At 60.3% G+C, this 16744-nt stretch carries 10 protein-coding genes and 2 pseudogenes; 8 read left to right on the top strand and 4 right to left on the bottom strand.

Features of this window, described 5'->3' with window-relative positions; all coding sequences use genetic code 11:
• Positions 1 to 175 precede the first annotated feature (175 nt).
• Both P0D73_RS44520 and P0D73_RS44525 read right to left on the bottom strand, forming a co-directional pair.
• Positions 176 to 472 (bottom strand): hypothetical protein, encoded by a 297-nt coding sequence (locus P0D73_RS44520; protein WP_408320704.1) that lies wholly within the window; start codon positions 470 to 472, stop codon positions 176 to 178.
• 120 nt (positions 473 to 592) lie between these two features.
• Entirely contained in the window at positions 593 to 853 is a 261-nt protein-coding gene (locus tag P0D73_RS44525; RefSeq protein WP_408320702.1) for a hypothetical protein, read from the bottom strand.
• 1767 nt (positions 854 to 2620) lie between these two features.
• On the opposite strand from P0D73_RS44525, the gene P0D73_RS44530 reads away from it, so the two are divergent.
• From P0D73_RS44530 to P0D73_RS44555, 6 genes and pseudogenes are all read left to right on the top strand, one after another.
• Positions 2621 to 2983, top strand: a complete 363-nt coding sequence (locus P0D73_RS44530; RefSeq protein ID WP_408320701.1) for a hypothetical protein — start codon at positions 2621 to 2623, stop codon at positions 2981 to 2983.
• 74 nt (positions 2984 to 3057) lie between these two features.
• Positions 3058 to 4977: an AAA family ATPase gene (locus P0D73_RS44535; protein ID WP_408320699.1), complete on the top strand. Its 1920-nt coding sequence runs from the start codon at positions 3058 to 3060 to the stop codon at positions 4975 to 4977.
• A gap of 1195 nt (positions 4978 to 6172) precedes the next feature.
• Positions 6173 to 6358: pseudogene (locus tag P0D73_RS44540) on the top strand (IS30 family transposase); the annotation flags it as partial.
• Between the two features lie 45 nt (positions 6359 to 6403).
• On the top strand, positions 6404 to 7234 hold the full coding sequence (locus P0D73_RS44545) for an MFS transporter (protein ID WP_408320697.1): 831 nt from the start codon (positions 6404 to 6406) through the stop codon (positions 7232 to 7234).
• Positions 7235 to 7420: 186 nt separating this feature from the next.
• Positions 7421 to 8341, top strand: a complete 921-nt coding sequence (locus tag P0D73_RS44550; RefSeq protein WP_408293357.1) for a beta-keto acid cleavage family enzyme — start codon at positions 7421 to 7423, stop codon at positions 8339 to 8341.
• 3 nt (positions 8342 to 8344) lie between these two features.
• Positions 8345 to 9286: a 3-hydroxyacyl-CoA dehydrogenase NAD-binding domain-containing protein gene (locus tag P0D73_RS44555; RefSeq protein WP_408320695.1), complete on the top strand. Its 942-nt coding sequence runs from the start codon at positions 8345 to 8347 to the stop codon at positions 9284 to 9286.
• Positions 9287 to 9765: 479 nt separating this feature from the next.
• Here P0D73_RS44555 and P0D73_RS44560 read toward each other — a convergent pair whose 3' ends face one another.
• Entirely contained in the window at positions 9766 to 10881 is a 1116-nt protein-coding gene (locus P0D73_RS44560; protein ID WP_408320693.1) for a transglutaminase domain-containing protein, read from the bottom strand.
• Positions 10882 to 11506: 625 nt separating this feature from the next.
• Here P0D73_RS44560 and P0D73_RS44565 point away from each other — a divergent pair.
• Positions 11507 to 12120: pseudogene (locus tag P0D73_RS44565) on the top strand (tyrosine-type recombinase/integrase).
• A gap of 407 nt (positions 12121 to 12527) precedes the next feature.
• On the opposite strand, the gene P0D73_RS44570 reads toward P0D73_RS44565, so the two are convergent.
• Complete coding sequence (locus tag P0D73_RS44570; protein WP_408320691.1) at positions 12528 to 13841, bottom strand: MFS transporter; 1314 nt, start codon at positions 13839 to 13841, stop codon at positions 12528 to 12530.
• A 698-nt stretch (positions 13842 to 14539) separates the two neighbouring features.
• Here P0D73_RS44570 and P0D73_RS44575 point away from each other — a divergent pair.
• Entirely contained in the window at positions 14540 to 16453 is a 1914-nt protein-coding gene (locus P0D73_RS44575) for an SMP-30/gluconolactonase/LRE family protein (protein ID WP_408320689.1), read from the top strand.
• Positions 16454 to 16744: the final 291 nt, after the last annotated feature.

Raw genomic sequence — 16744 nt, forward strand, 5'->3', positions numbered from 1 at the left:
GGGGGGGGGGCACGTAAAACGCATTTTTTTGGGGGGCGGCGGGCGCCCACCCCCCCGCGCCCCACCCTTCCCTCCATCTCGGCGACCTGGTTACCCACGACCTCCGCGTCAGGCGCGACGGTGCAAATCGAATGGAACCTCGTTGATGGGCGCACGGTATTTCTGCCAACAGGCCTCAAGCGGCAGCACGAGATGCCCCCTTTCTCACCCACCGAGCCCAATGGCCGAGCTCGCTCCAGACCAGACGCACCGTTTCCTGCGGCAGCCCCTGCTCGAAGACGGCACGAAGAATGACGTCGACGTGCCGCTGTGCGAGGTTCTCCGCCCGGCCCAGCTTGAATCCGCGTTTATACAGAATATCCACCAAACGCGGCAGAACGTTGTGATGCACCTTATAGCTGTAGCTATCATGGTCGCCGTCAAAAAACAGCCCAATCAGCAGGCGCAGTTGTCGTTTCAGATCACTACCCATTGGCCCTCCCGGCGCTGCAAAGAAACCACGGGCGCTAACCAGCGCCCGCGATCTCGGTTAGCAATTCAGTCCACTTCACACTTTCGGAGCCTGCAGGGGTACGGGGCTCCCCGGCGTGGCCTAACGCCCCTTCCCGCCCACCGCCTTCACGCAGCGCGGAATTGACCCGAAATAGCCCTGCAGCGAGCGCCAATGTTCCAGCCGGGCGCACTGACGCACGTGCTCAAGCATGTCATACAGCGCACGGCACTCCTCAACGTCATCTGCAGTTACCTTGTCGAGACGCGCGCGGATCAGGTCCCAACCCGAGTAGCTCGTCGACCGCTGAGGCAGCGAGGGGGCAATCGGCACTTCGACTGCATCATCCATCTTCTTTTCCATTCCGTTCTCCTGGTTTGTCTTCCCGCCTCGAATCGAAGGCGGTCAGGTCGCCCCAATCGGCGACCCACGGTGGCAAAGCCAACCGCACCCATCAATTAGGAATGCGATTTAATGTGTAGCGATCTCCTGCACGCGGCCATAAGGGGCGCTGCAGGTTCCGCGCTTCGCCACTTCGAGGCGCGGGCAGGGCTAGCTACGAAACCCGTTGTAATGCAAATGGTGAATAAACCAGACACCAGCCAAGACTGGTATCAGGTGTCACTGCCTGACGAGTTCATGCGCTCGGCGTACAGTGGACACGCGAGCCTAGGCCGAAGCCAGTGCGCAGAGCTGAGACCCGGAGCTTGAGATTGATTGCCGCTGCTTCGCAGCCGACGGCACACGAAGCAGGGGGAGACTTTCTGGGAGAGTCGCGAATGAAACCCGAACAGAATTGACGACTTGAACGTCAAAATCTGCAGGCGGATCCCTACCGCATTTGGAACAGCATGCCGCACGCAGGGCGGCGTGATTCGAAAGCTATCACAGCTCCTGATCGGAGCGCAAGCGCTTTCGCTGCGACAGCGTAGGTCGTTGCCTTCTGAACCTGCTCCTTGTCACCAACGATCGCCGAGGCAACCCCTAGGACCTTGGTATGGATACTCTTGCGGCTCTATGACCCGCGTCTTTGCGGTCGAGCCATCAAGCAACGTGTCGTATGGCGGGACGCTTTGCAACCAGTGCAGGAGCGTCAGCGAATGCGCACACAGCCGAGCCCACGGGTTCACCAGAATTGCCGTCTATGCATCGACCGTTGCGTGTGTCGCGGATATTCGCATCGTTTCCGCACTTCATAGCGGGACGCCTTACTTCAATATATCCGACAGCAGCTCACCAGGAGCGTTCAAAGCCCTTCTGCCTGTGTCACACAGATGTCCCATACGTCAGCGTGAAAGTCCCCCCATTGCAGCAGCAAGCTCTAGCTCTCCTCTTACCTGATCGACTCCGATCCGCCCTGCTGCACTGAATTACTTACGGTCCGAAAGTGGCCCGCTCTGGGGTGGTGGCGCGCTTATGAGACGTATTGGTGCCATGTGCCCTAACTTGCATCTCAGGAATTCCGTGTGATTCTGGACTTGCCCTCACACAGCATCAACGTGCGAGGCCAGCGGTCGGACGGCTTCCGTCTCCCAAACCGGACTACTCCGGTAAACCAACTTATTCAAGGATCCCCATGGGCAATCCGCAAAAGAATCTCTGGCAGGTATTCGTTGAGGAATGCAGACAGTGCTTTATTGAATACTTCTCGCCATTCACCCTCCTCACGCGGTGGTTACGACGCCGCACGCGCAAGTGACATGTCAACGGCACAAGCAAGGAGATACCAGTTGGATACCACACGCTTTACCGCGGCCAACGGCCGCGAGGTCATCAAGGTTGTGACCGACTCGGGCGTCACCGGGTATATCGACGCAAGCATCCCGCCCGAAGCGATTGAAGCCTGGTACCGGCGACTGAGTGCCGACCTCAGGCGCCCTATCGCGCACTCGCGACGCATGCTGCGGCAGAACCGGCGTCGCACAACCAGGCCGACGCGCAAATGTACGCGCCGTCGGCATTCGGCACCTCGTCAGTGGCTACCCAGACGAGGTCGCCCACTCATTGTGCTTCGCTAGTCCGCATCAACTTGCTTTCCCTCTGGTCCATGGGAACCTGGATCTGTTGCCGCACGACGAGCCGTCGCGACGGGACCGACAGATCCAGTTCATTACCTACACGGAGCTTCACATGCAAAACCATCAGCAGCAACCGTCACTGTTTTCCTTCATCCACCCGGACCACGCGTGCCTCCCCCGTCCAGTCCGGGCGTTCTGCAACACCCTTGCGACACTGATGTTCTTCGCACCGGTTTTCATGTCCTGTACTTCGTGTCTTGGAATCCTGCTTGGCCTAGGTGGACTTCAGGATGCCTGTCCGGCGCTGGCACACGGGTTTGCCCTTGGGGTCATCGACATGATCAAGGGCTGCTCAATCGGATTCACGGCCCTTCTCCTCACCGCCGTTTTCTTCGAACGCGCGCAGTTCGCGCAGTTCATCCGCGACGACCTGTACAGCATGATCGAGGACGAGATCATGCCCATGTATCGCTAGGCGTTCCGGGTTTTCTTCCACGCCCAAATTCAGTCTCGTCCCTGTAACCCACCTGCTTGTACGGAGAGTCATCCATGAAGGATGCCATCGTATTCACGGCCCGTCTGTTCCCTTCGATTCTGACTGGCACCCTCATGGGTGCCGGCCTTGGATCGGTTCTTCACCTCCATGACGGGCACCTGCTGCTTGCGATGCTGGCCTGCACGGGCCTGACGCTCGCGCTTCACCACTTTGTCCGCGCCGCCCGCTGGCTGATGGTGTCCGGGACCTTCGCCATACTTATGCTTGCGATTGGTCAGTATTCCGGGCTGAGCGCCGGCCTGCTCGGAGTCGGACTCGTACTGTGGATGGCATTGCGTGCCGTGCGAGGGTACAGCAAGACCGGCCAACCCACCCAGCGGCCCGCACAACAGCCGGTCCCACGCTCCAGGGCACAGGATGCACCAGGTCAGCCGGCGCCCCAGCGGGCGTACGCCCTGGACGACCGCATACTGCGCGCCCGGTTCGCCTTTGACGCCATCACCGGCATGGCTGACACAAAGAACCGGCTACTCAACGCGGCGCGCGACATCCTGGCCAACCCCGCTCAGGCAAGAAACGGCATCCTGCTGTCCGGCGAGCCCGGCAATGGAAAAACCATGTTTGCCGAAGCACTCGCCGGAGAGTTGCGGATCCCCTTCTTCTCAATTGCCTATCAGGACATCGCCTCCAAGTGGGTCAATGAAACACCTGAGCGCCTGAAGGCGACTTTTGCGCAGGCCACCCGGCTCGGTCAGGCTGTTTTCCTGGTTGATGAGGTGGACGGATTCATCAAGGCGAGGCACGACTCCCACCACATGGATCGCGATCTGACGAACACGATGCTCACCGAGATCGTCCGCCTGCGCGGCACCCGAATTATCCTGGTCGCCGCCACCAACGATCTCGACTGGCTCGATAGGGCCGCGGTGCGCGAGGGTCGCTTCGACTTCAAGATCGAGGTGCCACCGCCAGACACGACAGCACGTGAAGCGCTGCTTTTCCGTACCGTCTTCCATGCGCTCGGACCGAAGGCGCTCAGCATGCCTGTGCTCAGGAGTCTCGCGGCCCGCTGGGAAGGGTTCAGCGCTTCGCGTCTGATGGCCGTGGGACCTCAACTTGCCGACATGCGGCGCGAAGGCCTTTTCGGGACCGAACCCGTTTCGTTCGATATTGCCATGCAGGCCATGCGTCGCATCCAGGGGTCGAAGGGGCACCTGCCGGAGAGGGTCAAGACGGTAGACGAAATCATCATGCCCGAGGGCTCGAGTGAAGAACTTAAACGGCTTGCGCTGCGCCTGCGCCATGTTCACCGCATGGAACAGCTCGGCGGCGCGCTTCCCCGCGGCGTACTGTTCTATGGCCCACCGGGCACCGGCAAGACGCAGGCCGCAATGGCCATCGCAAAGTCCAGCGGATGGGCGGTTCTCAAGACAACCGGCGCCGAGCTTCTCGCCAGCCATTCCGCGTGGAGCCAGCTATACCGGCAGGCGAAGGACCTGCGGCCTTGCATCGTATTCGTCGACGAGGCGGATGATGTCTTCCGGAATAGACGGATGTCGGCGGCTGTATCCGTCACGAACCGCATTCTTGCCTCGATCGACGGTGCCGATGGCCGCGTGCCTGACGTACTTGTGATTGCGGCTACCAATCATCCGGAGGCACTGGATCCGGCGGTGCTGCGTGGCGGCCGCCTCGAGCAGAAGATCCGCTTTGACGTGCCGTCACGCGAGTCGCTCGCGGCTTATATCCGATCCCGGCTGAAGCTCAAGGCGGGAGGCACCTTTGCAATTTCGCGGCACACCGTGGAATGCGTAATCACCGCGCTTGAGGGGTGCTCGATCGCCGACACGGACGCCGCATTGCAGCGGCTCATCGACGAGGCCGCGGCACGCCATATCGAATCGGGAGCCTCCACTATTACGACCGCCGATGTGCGCGCAGCGCTTTCAACACTGGATATTTCCGTCGGTTGAGCCGTCGGAGGCACATTCGCGATGGGACCGTGAGCTTTTACAGCCTAGCCTCAGCTCATATGGCGGATATGCAGCTGCAGAGCGCCGACACTGGACAGTCTCATACTCAGTCCCGGGTTACGTTCGCTTACTCGAAACACTTGCAGCAGGTCAGTCGTGGATTTCAAAAAATGCTGCAGAGGATGCTGCGCGACACCTGGCCCAACCAGGCTCTCCCCAACAGCATTATTCCTCGCGCAATAGACTCCTCCAGGACAAGTCAAACCGATCGAACAGGCGCGCGACCTACTTAGCACGTGATTCAGCAGAGATGAAGTAGGCTAGGTAACGGCAATGCGGTTGACCAGGTTTGCTACCCGATGAAGACGGGTAAGATGCCGTAGCCTGAGATGATCGCACACCGACAAATCGGCTCTGGCGTTCGGACACCAGAGCGCGTACGCGTATGTGTCGATGCGCTCGCGTACCGATCAGAAGGATTGACGGGTAAGCGTCTCCATGCCCGTAGCCATTCGTATCGGCATTGCGTTTTGGCTGTGATAAGTTGGGGGCTTACAGGCTAGCCAGGCCAAAAGCCCGTCGGCCGAGCCCTCCGCTCCTTCAATTGCGATGACGGGTAACGACTGCCTGACCCTGCAGCCGCAGTGCCTGCGATCGAACGTGACGGCCAACAGTGGGAAGTGCGCCTCGCCACGGTCCCACAAACATGGCAGGGTGAGTTGCGAGAACTGATGCGGGATCGACAAATGACGCAACGCAAACGAACGGCGCTGCCGCCGGTAGAGACATCGGAGCAACTCAGGGCGCGCCTGCGAGCCTTTGCACTCGCAACGCGTGAAGACGCGATGAAGCCGCGCAAGGCCCCCTTTCCCGAGCACGTCACAGTTCTGGCCGGGCCGCTGAGGCGCGTGCACGCCCGACCCAGCGTGTCTGGCGATGATCAAGCCGGAGAACCCGACACTGGTTGAACGTCGATTACCCCGTCGTCAGGCCCTGCTCGGCTGAGCGATCGCCCGTAACGACAAAGGCCATAGCGAGCAATCGCCCTCTTGCAAAAGACTGACATCAGGGCCACGGGCTAATGTCGCCCGCGCCGCCGACCGATGTCTCAGTTACGGATCGGCAACTTCTGCGGGCGGATTCAACCGGTGGATGCAACACACTTAAGACTGCGCAAGCAGTGGGAGTGTTGCAGATGAAACAGCGACGCCGGATTTATTACAGCGAGAAGCAGAAAGCGCTGATGTGGGAACGTTGGCGGAAGGGAGAATCACTCCAGAGGACCGCCCAGCTTTTTGACCGGAACCACTCGTCGGTACAAGGGATTCTGGCTGAGACCGGCGGAATCCAGCCACCGCAAAGGCATCGATCGAGATTGGCGTAGACGCTGGCTGAGCGCGAGGAGATATCACGGGGGCTCGGGCTGTTGCTCGGCGTCTTCGAAGCTGGCTTCTTCCCCGGGATCATTCTGTATCTGATGTACTGGTATCCGAGCCAGCGCCGCGGGCGTGTCACGGGTCTGTTCCTCTTCGGCATGCCGGTTACGGGCGTACTGGGCGGCCCGCTGTCGGGCGCCATCATGAGCAGCATGGAAGGATTGGGCGGCATGCACGGCTGGCAATGGCTGTTCCTCGTCGAGGGGCTGCCGACTGTTCTGCTGGGATTCGTGCTGTATCGCTTACTTCCGGACGGTCCGGCCCGTGCGTCCTGGCTGAACAGCGCTGAGAAGACGCTGGTGCAGAAAGTGCTGGACGCCGACCACCGTGGTGAGACGAAGGCCGGACATCATGGACGCCTCGCCGCGGCGCTGGCGGACCCGAAGACGTACGTGCTTGCGTTCATCTACTTCTGCTGCGCCTGCGCCGTGTACACGCTGACTTTCTGGCTGCCGACCATGATCAAAGGTCTTGGCATCGCTCCGATCGCGACGATTGGCTGGTACACGGCAGTGCCCTATATCTTCGGCGCGCTGGGCGTGCTCGTCATCAGCCGCAGTTCGGACCGCTTCAAGGAGCGTCGCTGGCATGTGGGCGGAACGTTGGCACTCGGTGCAATTGCACTGGCGTCGACTTCGTATCTCGGCACTGCTGTTGTTCCCGTCATGGTCATGCTCTGCGCTGCATCGTTTTTTATCTTTGGCGGTGGCTCGCTGTTCTGGTCGATTCCGCCGACGTATCTGGACCGTAATGCTGCCGCAGCGGGCATCGCGGTGATCAGTTCACTGGCATCCTCGGCGGGTTTGTCAGCCCAACGCTGATCGGCATGATCAAGGGCGCGACAGGCAGCATTCAAATGGGGCTTCTGGCGTTGACGGCACTCGTCATCTGCGGCGGACTCACGATTCTTCTCGGCCTGCCCAAAAGCGCGCTTCGAGTCGGCCCAGGCGAAAGCGCCAGCGCGCACTAACGAACATTCAGTACATTTCTTTCTGGAGAGCATCAACATGAGCAAGCCCAAAGTCATCGTGACCGTTGCCCCGACGGGCGGCATGGCCAGCAAGAAAATGAATCCGGCCCTGCCGACGCAACCGCAGGAGATTGCAGACGACACGTATCGCTGCTACAACGCAGGCGCCAGTGTGGTTGCCGTGCATGCACGACGTCCCGACGACGAGGCCACCTGCGATCCGGCGATCTACAGCCAGATCAACCGCCTGATCCGAGACAAGTGCGACATCATTCTCAACAACTCAACGGGCGGCGGCATCAATGGCGACATGGTTCGCGAACTCGACAACGGCCTGTGGGAAATCCAGTGGGAAGAGCGTCTGAGGGGCATGCAGGGTGATGGCGTCGAGATGTGCACGCTCGACGCGCAGACGGTGATCGCGAGTTTCGGCGGCAAGGAAATCCTGGTGGCAACGCCGCCTTCGCGAATCCGGCAGATCGCGGAGATGATGAAAGCGCGCGGCATCAAGCCCGAATGGGAAGTGTTCGGCCTTGCCGACATCGTTCAGGACGTTCAGCGCGCAATCAATGAGGGCCTCGACGACGCGCCGCACTTTATCAATATCGTCATCGGCGCCAATGCGTTCCAGGGCGCGCTGCCCTACACGCCGCGGCTGTTGCAGACGATGGTCGACCACCTGCCCCGCAACACCGTTTTCAACGTAAGCGCCATCGGCGCAGCGCAGTTGCCTGCCGCGATGAACTCGCTGTTGCTTGGCGGGCACGTGCGCGTCGGACTCGAAGACAACCTGTACTACAGGCATGGAGAACTCGCGACCAACGTCCAGTTGGTCGAGCGGCTGGTTCGCCTCGTGCGCGAAATGGGTTACGAGCCGGCGACGCCGTCCGAGGCGCGCGAAATCATCGGTCTGCAGCCGCTGCGCGAGACGATCCAAGCTGTCGGCATGGAGGCTTAGGCAATGACGAAGCGACCCACCACCATCGCGATTGTCGGCACGGGTGTGATCGGCGCCGGCTGGGCGACGCACTTCCTAGCTCATGGCTTCGCCGTCACGGCAACGGACCCCGGCGAAGGAGCCGAATCGCGCCTGCGCAACTGGGTCGACGATAACTGGCCGGCGGTCGAGCGACTGGGACTGGCGGAGGGCGCCTCTCGCGACAATCTGACGTTCACGACGGACCTGGGCGCGGCGGTGAGCGATGCCGGTTTCATTCAGGAAAGCAGCCCCGAACGTCTGGACGTCAAGCAGGCATTGATCGCGAAGATCGAATCGGCGGCGAAGGCGGAGACCATCATCGCTTCGTCGTCTTCGGGTCTTTCGATCAGCGAGATTCAGGCTGGCGCGGAACACCCGGAACGGATCGTGTTGGGACATCCATTCAACCCGTCCCACATCATTCCGTTGGTGGAGGTCTGCGGGGGTAGCCTCACATCGCCTGACAACATCGCGAAGACGATGGCGTTCTATGCGTCGACGGGCAAGAAGGTCATCAGGATCAACAAGGAGATCAAAGGTCATATCGCCAACCGGCTTCAGGCCGGGATATGGCAGGAGGCGATTAGTCTAGTGGAGCGCGGGATCGCTTCCGTGGAAGACATCGAAGCGGCGATTTCCCATGGTCCTGGCCTTCGCTGGGCGCTGCTCGGTCCGTTTCTCAATCTCCACGCTTCTGGTGGCGCTGGTGGGATTACGCATGTGCTGCAGCATCTGGGTGCGGCACAGCGCGAGTGGGCCAGAGACCTGGGTAAGTATCCCAAGACGGACGATTACGTCGAGTTAATTGCCGCAGGCGTTAGTGCGAAACTGGAGTCGTATGATTTTCCGGAAATGCTTCGACAGCGCGATGAACTGCTGATTCAGTTGGTGGAGGCCAAGCGAAATCGTGCTGAGCTTCCTTAAGGGCAATCTTGTTCTCCGCTTCGGTAGCCGGTGACAGGATTTCGCGCGAGCGCTTTCGCATCCGGCAACATCCCGGTATCTCTCGCCACAACCCTACCGCTTGTCGGCAACGACGTTTCCCCTGCGTTCCTGGAAAGCCGGCAAACAACAGCCATAGTAGAGCGATAAAAGGCGGACCGCGACACAGAGAAAAGTCGCAAACCAGAGCGTCCACCGCTTGTCCATCCCATATGGGAAAAGCCCGCGAAGCTTTGTTGTCTCCGAACGATCGTAATTGCGCGTTCGGTCGCGGCTTGAGTTGTCGTTCGCAATTGATGGCAAGCGAACGTCAAGAATGCAGCTCGCAGCCGCCTCTCGATGGCGGATCACCGAACGTCGGGTATGTCCGAAGTCCGTTCCTACACCGGGACGGCATGCAGGGACGTTCTCGTGAGTACCCTTATCGCGGCGGCGTCGGGCGCCCGCCATGCATGCCTCAGTCAGCGTGCCACCACGCGTATCAGCCCTGCCGCCGGACCCGGCTTCGCCAGCTCATCTGCCTGATCATCGGCGACGCGCCACTTCGGAAACGTCCCTGAGCCGTCGACTTTCCATGGCTTACCCATTTCGTCGACATACATCGCGTTCGAGTTTCGGCCGGCCGCCGACGCGCGCCGCAGTGCGCCCGGCGCGGCGCGTTCGAATGACCGGCTCCCCTGTTCATTGAACACTGTCGCAAGCGGCCGCCGCGCCTGGCCCGACCGGCTGAGCGGCGTGGCAAGCGGTCCCGCGGGCGCGCGCAGCACCGCGTCGGCGGGCTCTCGGCCAGCGAGGATCGCGCCGAGCAGCGCGGACGGACCGCTCGAAGCCGATGCTTCATTGGTCGTATCGCCGGTGCGCTTGGCTGTCGGCGCGCTCGGTGAATCGAGTGCGAGCGGTTCGCTCGCGACGTCGATCTGCACGACAAGGATGACATGCCAGTCGTCCGGCGTGTTGTTGTAGCGTGGCGCGAGCGAGACGAGACGCAGCCGCGCGATGTCGAAACCCGCGTCGCGCAGCAGGAGGTATTTGGCGACGGCGAAATCCTTGCACACGCCGCTTTCGGCGAAGAACCGCGCCGGCGCGTAGTAGCTGCCGTCGGTTCCGTCGCGGTAGCGAACCTGGTTGACGAGCGCGTCGGCGAGCAGCACGGCTGACGCATCGCCGGCCTTGACACGCTCTGCCCGCACTTGCGCAACGAGGCTGGTCCAGCCGGCGGGTTCGCGCGTCAGGTGGGTGCGCAGCGCTTCGCGCAGGCGCTGCACGCGGCCGATCGCGTCAGACGATGGTTCGAGCTTCGTGTCGGCAAGCGGCAGCAGGAACATCAGGTCGCCGACTTGCGCGAGCTCCGGGCGGATCTTGTGGTTGGCTTCCCACCACGTCCCGGTGCGCAGGCGCTCGATACCAGCTTTCAGTGTGTGAGGCGTGGCCGAATCGCTGGGACCCGCGTCGCGCGTGCCGGATGCATAGCGTTGCGATGCGGCCGGCAGGTTCGCGGCGCCCACGACGGCGGGCAAAAGCATCGCGGCCGCGAACGAGCACTGGAGAAAGCAGAGGAGCGGTCGAGCGCGCGGCATATGTAAACTCCCGGAAGCCACACCGGGCGCCGATGCGCCTGGTGTTTCGAAGCCTCCCGATGCCGTTTTACGCTATGCGCGCAAGGCAACGCTGGCTTGAAACCAACATTGCATGCGACGTGCCAATCCGTCGTGTCGCTCTACGCCATTGATTAAACAAGAAATTGTCTTTGCGGGCAGCGTGCTGAAAACGCCTCGTGACGCCCGCCGCCCAACAGACACGCGATACCTGTTAGCGTCATCCGCACACTTTGCCCTGAGCGAAGTTGGGTTCCACGCGCGGCCGAAGCAACAGCATCTGCGTTGGGATCGACAGCAACAGATTCGCCTGCTTTCTCGACCAAACGTTCAGCGCCGCGGTCGAACCGCGAATGTCGGGAATGCGAGCCAAAGTCGCATACTGAGCTGTGACTTGGCATGCCCGCAAAGGCCGAAACTTACCTGTAGGTCACGGGCAGGAGTCTGTTTCTGACCAGCCGTCCGGGTGAAGGGGTGAAGGCGATCGTTGGATGCTGAACGGCAACACCTGGCCGGGCCGGGTACGAACCTCGGTCAAATCCGTCCAGAGCAGGCGTCAAGGTCAGGTACCACGATCGAACTCCCGTCATCCCTGGGGGAGATTGCCATGAAGACCGAACAATCCCGTGAGGCATGGAACAAAGGCAAGCTGGTCGGGCAGAAGCCGCCGCTAAAGCCGAAAGACGTCTGGGCCATCCGGATCTACCTTCAGAACGCTCACGCTGTCCGCGATCTCGCCCTGTTCAACCTTGCAATCGACAGCAAACTGCGTGGTTGTGATCTTGTGAGTCTGCGAGTCCGTGACGTTACGCACGGCAATCAGGTTCTGGCGAGGGCGCAAGTCATTCAGCGAAAGACACAACGCCCTGTCCAATTTGAACTGACCGAGTCGACCCGGAAGGCGGTCGGCGCGTGGCTTGAAAAGCTGCCCTCAGGTCGGAGCAGTACCTCTTTCCGAGCCGACTATTGGCGTCCCCGCACCTTTCAACCCGGCAATATGCCAGGATGATACGTCGATGGGCGGATGCCGCAGGGTTGGATCCGACAGCGTACGGCACTCATTCGATGCGCCGTACAAAGGCAACCTTGATTTACAAGCGCACAAAGAATCTCAGGGCGGTGCAGTTGCTGCTCGGCCATAGCAAGATTGAAAGCACAATCAGGTACCTGGGCATCGAAGTCGACGACGCGCTTGAGATTTCGGAGCAGACTGAAATCTAGTGTAGCTGGGTCTGGCCGCGCGAAGCGATGCTACATCCCGGTTCGTGCGGCCAATCTCCAGCGCGGCGCTCTGGAGGCAAAACCGGCGGACTTGTGCCGGTGTGGTCGTCGCCGCAGGACGATCATCGTAGCGGCCGCTTCGGTGCGGAACCCTGCCGGACAGCCTATGCGTTCGACTCGGCCTTTGCTGACGGTCGCCGATAAAAAAACCTGCGGCAACTCGAGAATCGCTTTGCTGACATTCGTGCCTCCGCACTGTCGAATGTCAGCTTCCGTTTTTTGCGAGTGAGTCATGTCGACCCTGAGCGGTCGATTAAATCGCTACAAAGCGGTCATTCGATCATGTCTCTGGTTAAGACTAACCCGCACATACACATGGCATTTCATGATCCTTGCAGCGTTGCGATCTACACAGTCGGTCTCGATTCGGGCACCGTGCGTGATTCGAATGCATGGGGATATTCGTGACGAAACCAATCTTTCACCTGATCGTGGTTGAGCGCAAAGAATTCGCGCGATCGCGGTATCAGGACAAAACCAAAAGCGAGCAGACAAGTGGCGAGGCCGAAGCATGTATAGACCTTGCCCACCGCCCAATGCGTGAGCGCCGCGCCTGCGATCATCGGTCCAAGAATGCCCGCAATCTGTGTGGTCATCATGCTGGCAGCGAGAATGCGCACGCGGAAATTCTGCGGGATAGCCAATGAGCGGTGAGTCGCGCCAACGAGTCCCATCGATGCATTGGCGAAACCCACACATGTGAAGGCTAATACGAGAACGATGGGTGAATGGGCCCAGCCCGAAGCAGCAAGAGCCAGGCCTTCGCACATAGCGGCCCCCACCCGGACGTTGAATCGGCCGAAACGACTGACTAGTGCATCAGAACCACGAAAGCTTCCGAGTAGTAAACCTATGGATAAGGCCGCTTCGCAAACACCTAGCCAGAGACCCGACAGCCCAAGTGATTGCACTTTGAGCGGGATCAGCATGCCGACTGCGGGGCCTTGGAATATCCAGACGAGGAAGTTTACAAGTGTCCAGCCGCGCTCCAACGGGACGATCCATTTAGCGTGCAGTCCGGCGCGCAGGTCTTTCCACCAACGGGCTAAACTGCGATGGTGTTCGCGATGCTGAGATTGGGACGGAAGCTGCAAAGTCACGTAAGCAGCGACGCCGAGCAGTATGCCGTTCATCCAAAATGTTGCAGCGATACCGCCCAAGGCCAGTGTCGCGCCAGCCAATGCTGGACCAAAGGCACGACCAGCCGCTTGCGTCGATTTACGAAGACGAAGCGCTGCCGCCAAACGACTCGCCGGAAGAAGTTCGGCCGAAATGGTGGAACTGGCCGGATCGATGAAAGCTTTCGCTATAACAGTGACCACGCCTATGCAGATGATGAGCATAAGTCGGTAGTCGGACAGCGAGGCGAGCGTAGCGAGGGTAAAGGCGACGACCATCAGGGTGCATAGACCCCATGCAATCTGCGGTCTCTTTGCGTAGCGATCCCCTAGTGGCGAAAGCAGTGGCATTGCAAAAATCGTGGTGATGGCAATGCTTACGCTGTAGATCGCCAAGTCATGCGCGCCACCCCGGTGAACGATCCACCAAGGGAGCGTGATATAGCCAACCATTTCTGCCAAGATCCTCATCAGATCGCTGAGAAGCAGACTGGCAAGAGGGACGCCGATTGAGTTTATGCGAGCTTTGATTTCCCGAAACACCGTCTTCCCCCTGTTGAGTTCGATGATGCTACCTCAACGTTTTTCTCGCCGTTTAGATGCACGTCTCCAGAGGCCGACGTTTCATTAGTGGACGCCATACATGGCCGATTCGCGACTGGCGACGCTTCGGATAGCGATTGTCAGCAATTCACGGAGGTATGTCGAGTGTCCCTTCCAGGCCGAGCCCGGAACTTCGGAAGCCGGCCGAGTCCGGTCAGATGCCCCCCGGCCGCGAACTTCGCTAGTCGGCCCTCACCGCACCTTCGCCTCGCGAGAAATCACCCGCTCGCGGGCCACGCCTGCCACCCCGAACTGCCAGTTGGCACGTGAACGCTGATCCACTTCGCAGACCAGCTAAAAGCGCTGCTCGGGTTGGGCTTTAACGCGTTTGCCTGTGCTGGAAACGCGAACAGCTCAACCTTTTCCGCACCTCGCCGATATACCGCTCGAACAGCGTCGAGTTGGACAGACGCGACACTTGCTGGAGCGGCGAGCGGCGCCCGGCACGCATCGAAGACGACCCTTCACGATCGAAGAATCTTCCAGCCCATAGCGCGCATGCCGGCACGACAGGGAAGGCAACCACAGGAACCATCAGTCGGTCCCCATGTGAAGCCCATCAGGTTGTCAACGCCGCGAGCATGGGCCAAATCGCAATCCCCCGATTCAGGTGCCTCAGGAGGGCACGCTTCACTATCATGAAACGAATCTATGCCACGTTCCTCACCGCCCTTCTGATCGCCACGCTTGCGCCAGAGTGCCATGGACAGTACACCACCGACTGGGTGGCGAACACATATGGGACCAACGCTACCCGCGTGGGTAGCGTCGCGCGCTCCATGTGGATAGCGCCCGAGGGCGTAATCTACACGGCTTCCATGTGGGACGAAAACGAAGGTGGCGTCGCGATATACCAGAACGGCCAAAGCCTGGGATCCATAGGAGGTCACGGCGAGTTTCAGGGCAGCGCCATTACGGGTAACGCAACTTCGATCTTCGCCGCTCTGCAATTTAATGCCAGTTACGGCAGCGGCACGGTCGGGCGGTACAACCGAACCACTCAAACTCGCGACTTTCTCATCTCGGTCAGCGCGACAACGACTGAGCAGCGGGCTGATGTAATCACGGGACTCGCGACGTCGGGCTCGCTCCTTTATGCGAGCGACTCGCCTGGAAATCGCATCCGCGTCTACACCACCGACGGCGTCTGGCGGCAGGATATCGCCGTCTCAAGCCCTGGCGCGCTCGCGGTGGACAGCGCAGGAAACATCTGGGTTGCGCAGAAGAGCGCGGGCGCGATCCTCGAATTCAATCCGGCCGGCGTGCTCGTGAACACCATCCAGATGTCCGTCGCCTCTCGACCGTCCTCGCTGTATCTCGATTCGTCGACCGGGTTTCTCATGATCGGCGACGCGGGCCCCGACATGAATATCAAGATCTATAACACTTTGGTCATTCCATTTCTGATCAGTACATTTGGCATTCAGGGGGGGTATCTCGATACCACAACGGGAATCAAAGGCCAGGTTGGCGACAGGCGTTTTACCCGCGTCACAGGCATCGGCAAAGACGCCGCCGGCAACCTGTACGTGCTCAACAACCCGTGGGGCGGAAGCTGGGACCTCGGCCGCGACGGCGGCACCGACATTCACTCCTACGACAGTTCTGGCCACCTGCAATGGAAGCTTCAGTCTTTGAACTTCGAGGGGGTCGCCGCTCCGGACCCGGCTACCGACGGCGCGTACTTCTATGGAGGGACCAACATCTACACCGGCACCGCTGGGGGAACCTTCGTAGCGAACACGGTCGATCCAATCGACTACCCATCCGATCCACGCATCAACATCAACGATCGCACACGGGGTGAGCACTTCGGCCAACTTGCCACCATCGGCGCCAACCGGATCCTCGTGGACTCCAGCCAGAATCCCGATACCTTCTACTTCTTCCACTTCAATGCTGCGAATGGCTACATCGCAATACCGGACGCGACGCTTCCGGGTACGGCGTTCAATACGACCGCACCGGTCAGGGACGGATTCTGCCTCGACAGCAAGGGGGACGTCTGGGCCGGTTTGGACAAGACGAATGCCATCTGGCACTTTCCGCTGACCGGCTTCGATGCCAATGGTAAGCCGAGTTGGGGTGCAGGGACTGCAACGCCCATTCCGGGCACGATCACGCCATTGACGCGGATCATCTACCTGCCGGAAAGCGACACGATGATCCTGGCACAGGGAGTTGCCGGGGGCGCGGACTGGACGTCGATCGGAACGCGGATCGAGGTGTATCACGGCTGGCTCGCAGGCAACACGACCGTTCCCAATCCGGTAATCAACCTCACCAGCGCCAATCCCAAGTCGATCACGGCGGCCGGCAACTATCTCTTCGTCGGATACGTACACACTGTGCCCAACATCGATGCCTTCAATCTCACCACAGGCAGCCTGGACACCACGTTGATCAACAGCAACCCCAACACCGTGTACGTCGGCAATGACGTGGATTCGATGTACGGCCTTCGATCGTACCGTCGGTCGACCGGGGAGTACGTGATCACGAAGGACAACTACAACGGGGCCAGCGTCATCATCTATCGCTGGACACACTGAACGACAGTGCTCGTCGCGGCTACGCCCCGGCGAGCACCTCACGTCATGTCGACTTATTGACCTTGTTTCTTTCCACACGCAGCGCTCGGCCGGAAAATCCGGTGCGGCCTTCCGTACCGCTAGCCGCTTGCCAACGGTTGACTGTTGGCAATCCAGGTCGTACTCTCCAGCGTCCGGTTCTGGCCGACAGTACGCGTTCGGCGTGGTCGATCGTCAGCCTCCCTTCGGCAGAATTCGCCTAGGCGAATGGCAGCTTCGTGGAGCCGCATGTCGCCGGGTGCAATCGGCCAT

Origin of the sequence: Paraburkholderia sp. RL18-101-BIB-B, assembly GCF_046026985.1 — a bacterium.
In the GTDB taxonomy this organism is placed as follows: Bacteria; Pseudomonadota; Gammaproteobacteria; order Burkholderiales; family Burkholderiaceae; genus Paraburkholderia.